Origin of the sequence: Bacillus sp. FSL K6-0994 (assembly GCF_038630815.1) — a bacterium.
GTDB lineage: Bacteria > Bacillota > Bacilli > Bacillales > Bacillaceae > Bacillus > Bacillus safensis.
The window spans coordinates 2,811,088-2,823,919 of sequence record NZ_CP152043.1 but is presented as its reverse complement, the minus strand read 5'-3'; the positions used below and the strand labels follow the sequence as shown (position 1 = coordinate 2,823,919).

Here is a 12,832-nt window from a genome sequence, read left to right as displayed (position 1 = left end):
GGATGAACGGAGGCACTTTTACACCAGGTACAGAGAAAAAGCGTCCTGGTATTTACTTTAATTTTAAAACAACAGCAGAGCAGCGAATTACTTTAGGCGATCGAGGTACAGTGGCACTTCCCCTTGTGATGAGCTGGGGAGAACCCAAAACCTTTATTTCCGTTTCAAATATGGAAGATTTAAATAAAAAGGTTGGACTCAACATTGATGATAAGTCACTTCTTCTTTTCCGTGAAGCAAAGAAAAAAGCGCAAACGGTCTTGCTTTACCGCCTAAATGAAGGAGAGCCGGCCAAAGCCGAAATTGCTGAAAATTTTGTCGTCACAGCAAATTATGGCGGCCTAAAAGGAAATGAGATCACAGTACAAGTCGCAGAAAATGTACTTGATAGCACAAAACGCGATGTGATCACTTATCTTGGAACAGATATTGTGGATAAACAGGTCGTCACTGATGTCAAAGACCTTGTGAAAAACAAATACGTTCAATTTTCTGGTGAAGGTGAAGCCGTCATCACAGCAGGTGTGGCACTAAGCGGCGGGAAAAACGGCGTGGCAAGTGTCGCAGATTATACAGCTTTCCTAGAAGCAGCAGAAACAGAATACTTCGATGTCATTGCTCTTCCAGTCGATAATAGTGAGCAATTAAAAGCAACCTTCGCTTCATTTATCGAGCGTCTACGTGATAAGCAAGGACGTAAGGTGCAAGGGGTTGTGGCTAATTATGCAGCTGACCAAGAAGGAATCATCAATGTGACAAGCGGTGTTGTACTCGAAGATGGCACCGAACTAACACCTGCACAAACAACAGCATGGGTCGCAGGTGCAAGTGCCGGAGCAAATTTCAATCAGTCACTGACCTTTGTTGAATACGAAGGAGCGGTCGATACATTAGAACGTCTTGACAATGATCAAGTAGAATACCGATTATCGCAAGGGGAGTTCCTTTTCACCTTTGATGCGAGAGATCGTACCGTGAGTGTTGAAAAAGATATTAACTCCTTGACTAGCTTTACAGCTGAAAAGAACCAGCAATTGGCGAAAAATAAAATCATTCGTGTGCTTGATGCGATCAACAATGATTTAACATTCGAATTAAAAAATCTGATTAAATTACGTAAAGCCAACGGCAATGACATTCCAGCATCAGATGATGGTGTGCAGCTTGTGAAAACACTGATTACTCAGTATCTTACACAGCTTCAAGATGGCAGCGGCATTACAGGCTTTAATTCAGAAACAGATATCGTGATCGGTCTCAATGAAGATCGTGATGGATTTATCATCGATTTAGCGGTTCAACCAGTAGATGCAGCAGAAAAATTCTATTTCAATGTGGAGGTGAAGTAAGATGGCTTTTAAAGCGCAAAATACAATTTCAGGTAAAGAAGGTCGTCTTTTCTTAGAAGGTGAGGAGCTTGCATTTATTAAAACCTTCGAAGCAAACGTGGAGAAAAACAAATCAGAAGTCAACGTCATGGGCCGCCGAATGACTGGACATAAAACAACTGGAGCAAACGGAACAGGAACGGCAACATTCTATAAAGTTACGTCCCGTTTCGTTCAATTAATGCTCAATTATGTGAAAAAAGGAGAAGATCCATATTTCACTCTTCAAGCTGTCATTGACGATAAATCATCAGGCCGTGGCACTGAGCGTGTGACATTATTTGATGTCAACTTTGATTCTGCTAAAATCGCTGGATTGGATGTTGATTCAGAGGCGCTTGAAGAAGAAGTTCCTTTCACATTCGAGGACTTTGATCTGCCTGAAAAGCTGAAGAATACATTCTAAGAAAAGTGGAGGAAATTAGCTAATTAATTAGCAAAATAATAACTGAATATGCTATAATGCAGTTGTAATACAACCGTCTTGAAGCCGTCTTCATTTCTTCTGGTGACGTCTTGTATTCGATTCATTAAAATATGTTTACATGCAAAGCGATTTGCATAAAATAAAAAGAAGCCAGGATGCTCTAACATCCCGGCAATGTACAATGAGGCCCTTCAAGGGGCTGGCTTTTCGAATAGGTTCTTTAGGTAGACTTCCCTTTAACCTTCCACAGCTCAAGGGGAGTCTATTTTTTGTCTATATACGTCAACAAAGTAAAGATAAACATCCCGAATAAAAGCATAAGGGAAATCGCTTCAAATGTTGACATATGCATCACCCCCTTCCTATCGGGGATGAGCCAGACGCCCTTGAGCAAGCCGTTCAATTGTACAATTTAAATTATACATGAAAAGATTGGAAAGCACATTCAAAAAATGGATGTGCTTTTTTGCATTCAAAAAAACATAACAAAGGGAGTTTTTAAACATGAGTGAAAAACAAACATTTGATCTTTCATTTTTTATGCCAGGACAAACAGTAGAAGCGGAAGAAGTCAAAGTACCGATTTCTAAGCGTTTTGTTGATAAAAAAGGGAATGTCATTCCTTTTGTCTTTAAAGCCATTACAACTGAACGTATTGATGAATTGGAAAAAGAAAACACAACCTTCAAAAATGTCAAAGGCAGAGGACGTGTGAAAGACTTAGACAGCCAGCGCTTCTACGCACGTATTGCGATTGAATCGACGATTTACCCAGATTTCCGCTCAAAGGAATTAAGAGAAGCCTACAGCACACAAGATCCAGTTGAAGTAGCAAAACGGGTCCTGTCAGTCGGCGGTGAATATGCGAACTGGTTAAACAAAGCGATCGAAATCAACGGATTCGAAGATGAAATTGAAGATTTAGAAGAAGCAGCAAAAAACTAATAAAAGATGGGGATAAAGAAGCGGTGTTTTTATATTACGCAATGCACGAGCTTCACTACTCCCCATCTGAACTCCTGGAATTATACGAATCCCCAAGACCGTTCAAAGCATTCCTTTTCGGACTCATCAGCTACAAGCTAGACATGCTAGAAAAAGAAGCAAAGAAAGGAGGTAAATAATTGGCGAAACTTACAGCACGATTTGAATTAGAAGACCGGGTGTCGAAGAAGTTATTACGCATTCAAAAACGATTTCAAACGTTTGAGAAGCAGCTCAAACCATTTAGAAAACCAGTGAAAATAAGTCTGGAAATGGATGAAAAGAAATTAAGAAACCTCACTTTATCGCTGCGGAAAGTTTCAGTATTTTCTATGAGGCTGGATCAAGGAATCTATCGGGATCTAAAAGCATTGAACAATCAGTTAAATATGATTCCAAATCATCTGGTCATATCCTTTCAAGCGAAGGGGCTGAATGTCATTAAATCCAACATAGATCGTTTGAAACAAATGGGGACAAGTTCCATTATGCTGACGTTTAAACTAAACGATCAATTGTCAGCGAAAATGTCATCGATCAAAAAATCAATCCTTCAGCTCATCAACAGAACGTACTATATGAGATTAAACATGGTTGACCAAGCCACGGCTGCAATTCAACGAATCAAAAAGACACTCAAAAGCTTGACGATGTCCAAACACGAAATCAGAGTGTCTGTTCAAGACAATGCAAAAAGTAAGCTGAAAAAACGAGATCAGGCAGAGTCTGTTGTGAAAGAAAAGAAAGTAAAAAAGCAACCTAATGCAACTGCTGCTACAAAAACGAATGAAAACAAACAGAGCTGGTTGGGTAATTTGGGAAATAAGGCACTAAAAGAAATTGAAAAATATGCAGGTGACGTTACCGATAAGCTGAAGGAAAAATTGAGTCCTAGAAAATTTTGGGATGAGAAGGCGCTACCTTGGATTGAAACAAAAATCGACGAATACAAGCAAGAAGTGATCGGACGAATTAGTGAGAAGATTAAAATCAATCCTGAGGATTATTTAGATAAATGGGTTAACAAAGGATTAGATTGGATCCTTGGTCCGAAAAATCAAACGAATGACTCGGGTGGATCTAATAATAATGCTTCATCAGGGCAACCGGGTAACCAGAACTCAGACCAAACGCAAAATGAAAAAGGTTTATTTAGAGTAAGCTGCTGTTCTTGTTGTGCAAAAGGTTTAAATCCAACGGGAACTGCCCGAACAGATAATAGAAATGGACCCAAAAACCAACCGAATAATCCAACGGGAACTTCAAGGGTGGAAAAGAATAGAAAGCTCCCAACTAAATTAGGTGGTCTAACCAAAAAAATACCAGGTGTTATGGCTATCGCAGGGCTCGCTGGGATGCTCAAAGATACCGATAAGCTAAAAGGCTTAGGAGATACATTTAAAAATTTAGGTAAAGGAGCAGGTAAGCTATTAAAAAAGGTACCAATTCTTGGGCCCTTGCTTAGTGCAACAGAATTAATCGGCACAACAAAAGAAAATGTAGGCGAAAAAGTAGGAGGATTCGGCGGGGGCGTCGCTGGTGGTATGGGTGGTGCCGCGATAGGAACAATGATTGCACCAGGTATTGGCACAGCAATTGGCGGAATCTTAGGTAGTATTTTAGGCGAAAGCTTAGGAAAATGGATCGGTAAAATGTTTGATGATGGAACCTTGAAGAAAAAATGGGATGACATTGTCAAAGGTGCTGAAAATGCAGTTAAGTGGATTAAAGAAATCTGGAACACAGTTTCGAGCTGGATCAATAATAATGTTTTAATTCCTATTACAACGTTCTTCGGTGAGACATGGAATTGGATCACTGAAAAATGGGGACAGCTTTCTTCTTGGTTCATGGAAAAAGTTTGGCTGCCTATTTATAATTTTTCAGTCCCGATTATCAATTTTGTAGTTGGTGTATTTGATGTTGCTTGGACAATTATCAAAAATATTTGGGCAGTAGCATCTAAATGGTTCATGGATTATGTTTGGGAACCATTTGGCCAATATGCGATAGAAGCAATTGGCTGGGTATGGAATAAACTTGTTGACACATGGAATTGGATTCAGGAAACATGGGGTGTATTCTCTGAATGGTTTTTAACAAATGTTTGGGACCCATTTGGTCAATATGCGATAGAAGCAATTGGCTGGGTATGGAATAAACTTGTTGAAACGTGGAACTGGATTCAGGAGACATGGAGTGTATTCGCTGAATGGTTTAATGAATACGTTTGGACGCCTTTTAAAACATATGCAATACCTGCAATTATGTTTATATGGAATCTGTTTCAAAATACATGGAACTGGATTCAAGAAAAATGGGGTGCATTCTCTGAGTGGTTTAATGAATACGTTTGGACACCGTTTAAAACTTATGCCCTGCCAGCCATTACTTTTGTGTGGAATTTGTTTCAAAATACATGGAGCTGGATTAAAACTACCTGGGAGAAAGTTTCAACTTGGTTTGATGAAAATGTATGGCAACCCTATCAAAAATATGCCAAGCCAGCAATTGAATTCGTGTGGGAAAAATTTAATGAAGCATGGGAAACGATCAAGGGTATCTGGAAAAAAGTGAGTTCATGGTTCGAAGAGAAAGTATTTAATCCTTTGAAAGAGCATGCTGAAACTTTAAAGAAAACATGGGAAGGTATCTTTGGCGTTGTAGGAAATGTATTTGATACGGCTAAAAAAATTGGTGGGAAATTTCTTAATATCTTTATTAAAAAAGGTGAAGAAAAAACAGGTTTGAAACCGTCTGAGAAAGCAGCAAATAACGCCACAGGCGGCTATATCACCCAGCCAACCTTATCATGGGTCGGTGAAGCTGGTAACGAATTTGTCATTCCAACTCAAAATAACCGAGGGCGCGGTAAGATGCTGCTTGCACAGGCTGCTTCTCAACTTGGAATGTCTGTTGTCCCGAGCGGAGCGGCAGGAAATCCAGTGTCAAGCTCCCCAGCACCTACAACTCTAACATCTTCTGTAGGTTCAATGAGCGGAGGCGGATCAGTCTCGATGAATGCGAACATTCAAGCCTCTAGCATTGGCGAGCAATTTAATAACGATTTTGAACAAGGGTTAAACCGTAAAGTCATCTCTCTTGATCAATGGAAACAAAAGAATATTCAGCAGCCTTTTGGTCAATTGACATCAGACTCAGGTAAGTATGGTCAGCAAACGGTTTCTGCCTTTGCAAATGGTCAGCAGATGACACCAACAGGAACAGATAGCTTCTTGCAAAGTCGTGTAAAAGCACCATACCAACAAGTGATGACGGCATCACCAACTTGGGGTTCTGGAACGGTTAGTGGTTTTGCGGCAGGGCAAAATGCCACATCAGTTGGTACTAGCCAATACGTAGATCAGCACATCAAACAACCATTCCTGCAAGCAAAACAAGAATCACCAGGCTGGGGTTCTGGAATGATTGACGCCTTTAACAGCGGCATTCGTTCCAAAGGAAGCGAAGTCACGCAAGCAGCCAAAGAAATGGCGAAGAAAGTAGAGCAGGCGTTTAGAGAGGAATTAGACATTCATTCCCCTTCACGCGTCATGATGAGTCTTGGGAAATTTGCGTCAATCGGTGTTGTCAAAGGGCTTGACTCAGTTGATGTGAAAAAATTTGCTGAAAATCAGGCTGGTTCATTAATCGGTGCCTTCAGCGGTATGGGAGCTTCAGGGCTTAATATTAAACAATGGCTCATGGCGGCTATCATGGCAACTGGTACATCAATGAGCTGGCTTCCAGGTCTGATGACCATCGCGCAGCATGAGTCACGTGGAAATCCGAGAGCGATCAACTTATGGGATTCCAACGCCAAAAAGGGAACCCCTTCTAAAGGCTTAATGCAAACCATTGGAACGACGTTTAACGCCAATAAAGGCAAAGGCATGAATGACATTTGGAACCCAATTCATAATGCCGTAGCAGCTATTAACTACATTAAGGGAAGATATGGAACAGTCTTCAACACGCCGGGATTACGAAGTATGAGAAGAGGCGGACCTTATAAAGGCTATGCAAATGGCGGATTGATTACTCAAGAGCAGGTGGCTAGAGTCGGTGAAGGAAATAAACGCGAATGGATCATTCCAGAGGAAAGAGGCATTCGCGGAAGGTATTTATTGACGCAGGCAGCCAAGGCACTTGGGATGCAAGTATATGATCCATCAAATGCATCTGCTCCTTTACCGGAAGCACAGATGCAGCAAGTTACCTCAGCTCAGTCTACTGGCAGTACAACTTCGCCAGGTAATAAACAGATTACGATTCAATTCAATGGAGATCAGCATTTCCATAATGGACAAGATCAGCAATCGCTAGTCGAAAAAATTAAACAAATGCTTGTAGATGAACTAGAAGTAGAGATTCATACAGGAACGAAGGGGGTCGTAATTGATGGGTAAATCAGTGTATCAATTGTGGATTTCCCAAGGAAAGGACAAGTTGCGATTCCCTGTCCTTCCATCCGAACTCGAAATCACAAATAACGTACAAAATGAAACGGTAAAGGTCGCCTCTTTTGGAGAACTGACCTTTATTGACGTACCATCGGCTAAACAAGTATCATTCACCTCATTATTTCCTAAGAAATATTCGCCGATTGCTGAATATAAAAGCATTCCATCACCAGAGAATGCTATCGCGAAAATTGAACGAATGATGCGTTCAAAGAAATCCGTGCGGTTGATTGTAACTGGAACAAAAATCAATATGACGTGCAGCATTGAAAGCTTCACCCACAAGGAAGGGTCATATGATATTGGAGATCGTGAATTTACGATCGAGTTAAAGGAATACAAAACTGCATCTCCTAGGAAAATAAAACGTAAGAAAAAAGCAAAACAAACGAAAAAGAAACGACCTTCAAAAACACCACCAAAAATGTACACCGTCAAAAAAGGGGATACGCTATGGGCCATTTCTGGCAGGTTTTATGGCGACAGTACAAAATGGCGGCGTATTTGGAATGCCAATAAATTAGCGATGATTAAACGTAGCAGACGCAATATTAAGCAGCCGGGGCATTGGATTTTCCCTGGACAAAGGTTGAAAATACCACAATAGGGGGGCTGGCATTGATCGAGCTTTTTGCCATCAGAAGCGGCACCATGTATGAGCTTGTCACAGAGAGTGTGACACTTCAGGGGCAAAGGTATCAAGCCCCTCGCTCAATTCAGGCAAATATTATCACAAAACAAGGCAGTCAAACATATTACCGTGTCTCGGAAGGGGACACGGTTCTTTTTAAATGGAAAGGAAAAGAGCTGTTTAGAGGCATTGTTTTTTCGCGGACGCCGGTTGAAGGAAAGCTGACGTTTACTGCATACGATATGCTCCAATATTTGGTGAAAAACCAAGATGTCTATGTTTTTTCAAATCAAAGAGCAGATCAAATCTTAAGGCGGATTGGAGCCGACTTTCAAATTCCAATGACTTCTATCTCCAATACAGGACATGTCATAAAATCACTAGTCTTTAAAAATGACACGAGCCTGTATGACATGATATTGAAAGCATTGAAAGAAACGAAGCGGCAAACAGGAAGAAACTATCAAATCTTTTCTGCTAAAGGCAAGATGGGGCTGAGAGCCTGGCCTGATCCAGAGGACGTCTGGGTCATTGAATCAGGCGTCAATCTCATCAGTTATCAATACAGCACCTCGATTGAAGAGACAGCCACTCGAGTCAAGATGCGTACGTCTGCTGATGAACAGGGGAAGAATAAGAAAAAAGGCAGTAAATCCGAGATTGTGGTGATTGAACAGGATAAAGCCGGTCAGAATAAATACGGTATTTTACAGCATGTTGAGACAGTCACAGGGCAAATCAACCAGCCGCAGCTGCAAAAAAGAGCCAAAGTACGGCTGGCAGAGAAAAAAGGCGTCAAACAAGAAGTCAAAAGCATACAAGCGTTAGGAATTCCAGAGCTGCAAAGCGGTCTCCCAATCTATTTGAAAATTCCTGAAATCAACGTGAAAAAAACTTACTGGATCGATCAAGACAAACATGAATTCAGTGGGGTGAAACACACCATGACCATTGATGTTGTTGAGAAAAATTCCATGCCAAAGGGTGATCAAGCGTGAGATTAAGTGAAGCGATTAAACGATTGGCAGTGAATGCAGTAGACGCAGAATCTCCAATTGATCTTGTCATCGGAGAAGTCACGGCAGTTTCCCCTCTGAGCATCCGATTAAATGAAAATCATAAGCTGATCATTCCAGAAGAATTACTGATTTGGCCGAAGCGCTTAAATAAGGGTGAGGATGATGAGCTGAAAAGGGGAGACAGTATTATGGTGCTTGCAATGGCAGGAGGCCAGTCCTTTTACATCATCGACAAATTGTAAGGGAGGTGATGAACGTGGCACTTTCACCAGAGGAAGAAATCGAGGAAACAGAAGAAGATGAAGAGGTCGAAACCTCGACGACGTATCGAATAGATTTTGAAACTGGCAGGCTGACAGGCGAAACCATTTCAGGCATCGAGGCAATTCGGCAATTCGTTTATATGACACTTAGGACAGAGCGGTATGCACATCCTATCTACAGCCACGATATTGGTACTGAAATTCAGGAGCTGTTGACGGATACAGAAGCCACGGATGAATACAAAGAAATGGAAATTCCAAGGCTGCTAGAGGAAGCACTGCTCGTTGACGAGCGGATTGACCATATTGAAGAGTTAGAGGTCACAAAGCAAAATGACTCATTTCATGTCAAACTAGCAATTGTCACAGATGAGGGCACATTAGAAATAGAGGAGGTGATGGAGGGCGATGTTTGAGGAACAAACGTACGAAGCATTAATGGAAAGAATGCTGGATAGACTGCCAGATGATATAGATAAAAGAGAAAACAGCGTGATTTGGAATGCCTTGGCACCTGCTGCCGCTGAATTGGCCCAGTCCTATATTTGGCTTGATCAAGTGTTTGAGCTGGTCTTTGCAGATACAGCACAAGGAGAGTTTCTAGATCGGCGGGCTGCTGAAGTAGGAATTGAAAGAAAACCAGCCACTAAAGCAGTTTGGTCAGCGGCCATTCAGCCAGAAAATATCAACATTCCAGCTGGTTCACGTTTTTTTATTGAAGACGTTTATTTCCAGTATTCGAAGGATGGCACGCTAGAATGCGAGACACCTGGTAAAGCCGGCAATGTTCAGTTAACAGATCAGCCGCTGCTGTCACTTGATACAATTCCAGGACTTGAATCGATTAAGATGAAAGAACTGGTGATACCAGGTCAAGAGGAGGAAGATGACGCTTCTTTATATGATCGATATTTAATACGTGCGAGGCGGGAGGCTGTCAGTGCCAACAGGGCGCATTATAAAAAATGGGCTGAAGAAGTGCCCGGTGTTGGCAGAGCGAAAGTGTTCCCGCTTTGGAACGGAGAAGGGACGGTCAAAATTGTCATCACAGATGGCAATCTAGATGTTGCATCAGACCTTCTTGTCAAAAGAGTACAGGAATATATCGACCCAGTGCCAGGTGAAGGAGAAGGACAAGCGCCTATAGGCTCAAAAGCAATCGTTGAAAGCGCCAAATGGCTGGATATCGACATAGAAGTGGCTGTCGAACTTCAAATGGACTGGACCCTTGAAGGAGCTCAGAAAGAAATAGAAGAAAAGGTCAAGACGCTGTTAAAATCAATCGCATTTGAAAAGAGTACCATTCGAATGTCTGCCTTAAATGATATTCTGTACCATTCAGAAAGTGTGTCAGATTATGCAGATGTGTTATTGAATGGGGAGTCGAAAAACTTAGTATTACAGGACATTGAGATTCCGCGTCTTAGGCAGGTGAAGGTTATTGAGCAAACAGGATGAAATGAAAAACTACTTGCCGCCATATTTTACAAAGATTTATGAAGTGGATCACCTGCTCAAGACAGAGGCACCGGAATTTGAGCAATTGGACGAATCCATTTTCGACTTAACGGATCAGTTCTTTCCTTTAACTGCGACATGGGGATTAAACAGATGGGAAAGAATGCTGAAGGTGCAGCGGGAATCAGATGATTCAATTGAACTGCGAAGGGCACGCTTACTCAATATGATGTCAAATATTCCGCCAATCACGTATCTTTCATTAGAGAAATCAGTCAATCGCTTTCTCAAGAATCCAAGTGCTGTCATCCGTCTCACAACCAATCGGTATCATTTCGCCTTACGTGTGAACTTAGATGATCTGCAAAACACGAGATATATTGTAGAAATACTTGAAACGTTAAAACCTGCACACTTGGCTTATACGTTCACAGCTTTTCATCATACCGACGTACATGAAAAAAATGATCATCACGGGAGGCTCACACTGCGCAGCAGAGTGGGTTTTTTCGATCATATCCCGATTTTACTCAATGGTGAATTTGTCTTAAATGGTACGTTTTATCTCAGCGGAACACGAGGTACAACGGATGTGCCTGCTCGTTTTCGGCATTCATTAAACATGAGAATGCGGCTTCAACATCAGTCAGAAACAGCATATCGCATGAACTATGTCATGACTGGAGCGGTACATGAAACGAAGCAAGGAGCGGCATTGACTTTACGCGCAAAAAATCAGCTCCAGCATCAAACAAAGAAGAAGATGACGTTCCGTCTGCCAGTACATGTCCAAACTGAGCAGGATGGAAGCTTACTGATCAAGGATCATTACTGGATTCTCGATGGATCTGTTTCGCTCGACGGATCAAAAATGCTAGCAGCAACTTCTAAAAAAATAGATTTATAAGGAGGATCACAATGGCTGATCAATTAACCGTAACAACACTGTATGCACGTCAACAAATGGCAAAGGCAAGAGCCGAAGGAACAAAACTCACAAAAGTCGTCAAAATGGCCTTTGGAAATGGGGGAACGAAGGATGGAAAACCGATCTCACTAGACGGCACTGAACAAAAACTCAAAAAAGAACTAGTCCAAAAAAATATTGATTCGTTTACCTTCATGGAACCAGCAAAAATCCGCTATACCTGCACGATCGCCGAAGGAGAACTGGCAGGAGAAGTGATCAACGAACTAGCACTTGTCGACGAAGACGGCAAATTCACCGCCATCCGCACCATGACAGACAAACAAAAAGACGGCGACATCGAATTTGTTTTTGAGATTGATGATATTTATTAATGGAGGGAAAAGAAGTGGAGATAAAATCACCTTTACCGTTTGAAACCACTGACAAAGCCCATGCCAACTTGTTTAACCGGATGGTCGACACACTTGTGGAAAATGACAATGCGCTTAGTAAACAAATAGCAGGGATCACAAATGAAAGCTTATTCAAACTAACAGGGGATCAAGCCATTCAAGATGCGACAGTCAGCGGTGAGGAATATCCAATAGGTATTACATTCATGGATATTGGTCAAGCCAATGATACGGGATACCCTACAAGATTCGGCTTTGTGAAAAATGAAAAATATAGTAACTTTCGATTTGTTCAATATTACTATGGGACTGGAAACGAAGCAGGCAGCTATTTTGATAGCACAGGGACGTGGTGCCGTCATTGGTGGACAGGATCGGGTTGGACCGACTGGCATAAACTCTCTGGGTTCTGTCATGCCAATATAGGTACAACTGGGAAGCAGTTATTAACCAAGGGAGAGTATCAAAAAGTCCTTTTTAATCGAAAGATAAAAGACAGTCATAACAATTTTGATATCAAAAATAATCGCTTCATCTGCCCTGAAAACGGAATGTATTCAGTGAATGCTGGTGTGTATATTGAAAGCTTTCAACGGTATGCAAACTTTGAATTATCGATCTATTTAAATGGAAAAAGATATAAAAATATTTCACATCAAAGACAAAGTCCGACAAGCCCATCTGATACGTTGAGTTTTAGTATGGGACTTTATGGTTCTGCCAATGTACCGGCTAATAAAGGGGATTATTTAGAAATTTACATGTACGCAGGATATGACGGAGACGTTAGTCGTTATATATCAGATAACTCAGGCTGGTACAACTATTTTGACATTACAGAAGTAGGCGGCCGAAATTTCCCGCGAGTATAGGAGG

Annotated in this window: 13 protein-coding genes; all 13 read left to right on the top strand. The window is 41.4% G+C overall.

From position 1 onward, the window contains the following. Nucleotides 1-2: 2 nt before the first annotated feature. The 13 genes from MHB69_RS14840 to MHB69_RS14780 all read left to right on the top strand — a co-directional run bounded on the left by MHB69_RS14840 (nt 3) and on the right by MHB69_RS14780 (nt 12,828). Nucleotides 3-1,349, top strand: a complete 1,347-nt coding sequence (locus MHB69_RS14840) for a phage tail sheath family protein (protein WP_034282473.1) — start codon at nt 3-5, stop codon at nt 1,347-1,349. 1 nt (nt 1,350) lies between these two features. Next, complete coding sequence (locus tag MHB69_RS14835; protein WP_024423257.1) at nt 1,351-1,794, top strand: phage tail tube protein; 444 nt, start codon at nt 1,351-1,353, stop codon at nt 1,792-1,794. A 525-nt stretch (nt 1,795-2,319) separates the two neighbouring features. Continuing rightward, on the top strand, nt 2,320-2,760 hold the full coding sequence (locus MHB69_RS14830) for a phage portal protein (RefSeq protein ID WP_012011040.1): 441 nt from the start codon (nt 2,320-2,322) through the stop codon (nt 2,758-2,760). Between the two features lie 41 nt (nt 2,761-2,801). Continuing rightward, nucleotides 2,802-2,939 (top strand): hypothetical protein, encoded by a 138-nt coding sequence (locus MHB69_RS14825; protein ID WP_095357030.1) that lies wholly within the window; start codon nt 2,802-2,804, stop codon nt 2,937-2,939. Beyond that, nucleotides 2,940-7,208 carry a transglycosylase SLT domain-containing protein gene (locus MHB69_RS14820; protein ID WP_342495736.1) on the top strand — a complete coding sequence of 1,423 codons (4,269 nt, stop codon included), beginning with the start codon at nt 2,940-2,942 and terminating at the stop codon, nt 7,206-7,208. After that, the gene (locus MHB69_RS14815; RefSeq protein ID WP_034282467.1) at nt 7,201-7,869 is read left to right on the top strand and encodes a LysM peptidoglycan-binding domain-containing protein; all 669 of its coding nucleotides are present in this window, start codon (nt 7,201-7,203) and stop codon (nt 7,867-7,869) included. Before MHB69_RS14820 ends, MHB69_RS14815 begins: the two co-directional genes overlap by 8 nt. 11 nt (nt 7,870-7,880) lie before the next feature. Further along, a complete protein-coding gene (locus tag MHB69_RS14810; protein WP_101676420.1) occupies nt 7,881-8,891 on the top strand; it encodes a phage portal protein in 1,011 nt (336 codons plus the stop codon). Next, nucleotides 8,888-9,154: a DUF2577 family protein gene (locus MHB69_RS14805; RefSeq protein WP_024423253.1), complete on the top strand. Its 267-nt coding sequence runs from the start codon at nt 8,888-8,890 to the stop codon at nt 9,152-9,154. Before MHB69_RS14810 ends, MHB69_RS14805 begins: the two co-directional genes overlap by 4 nt. 14 nt (nt 9,155-9,168) lie before the next feature. Beyond that, a complete protein-coding gene (locus MHB69_RS14800; RefSeq protein WP_041115871.1) occupies nt 9,169-9,591 on the top strand; it encodes a DUF2634 domain-containing protein in 423 nt (140 codons plus the stop codon). Further along, complete coding sequence (locus MHB69_RS14795; RefSeq protein ID WP_144496348.1) at nt 9,584-10,633, top strand: baseplate J/gp47 family protein; 1,050 nt, start codon at nt 9,584-9,586, stop codon at nt 10,631-10,633. The genes MHB69_RS14800 and MHB69_RS14795 overlap by 8 nt, the downstream gene beginning before the upstream one ends. Beyond that, nucleotides 10,617-11,540 carry a YmfQ family protein gene (locus MHB69_RS14790; RefSeq protein WP_342495735.1) on the top strand — a complete coding sequence of 308 codons (924 nt, stop codon included), beginning with the start codon at nt 10,617-10,619 and terminating at the stop codon, nt 11,538-11,540. The genes MHB69_RS14795 and MHB69_RS14790 overlap by 17 nt, the downstream gene beginning before the upstream one ends. A gap of 11 nt (nt 11,541-11,551) precedes the next feature. Beyond that, nucleotides 11,552-11,935: a phage tail protein gene (locus MHB69_RS14785; RefSeq protein ID WP_024423249.1), complete on the top strand. Its 384-nt coding sequence runs from the start codon at nt 11,552-11,554 to the stop codon at nt 11,933-11,935. A 14-nt stretch (nt 11,936-11,949) separates the two neighbouring features. Further along, nucleotides 11,950-12,828 (top strand): hypothetical protein, encoded by an 879-nt coding sequence (locus MHB69_RS14780; protein ID WP_342495734.1) that lies wholly within the window; start codon nt 11,950-11,952, stop codon nt 12,826-12,828. Nucleotides 12,829-12,832 lie beyond the last annotated feature (4 nt).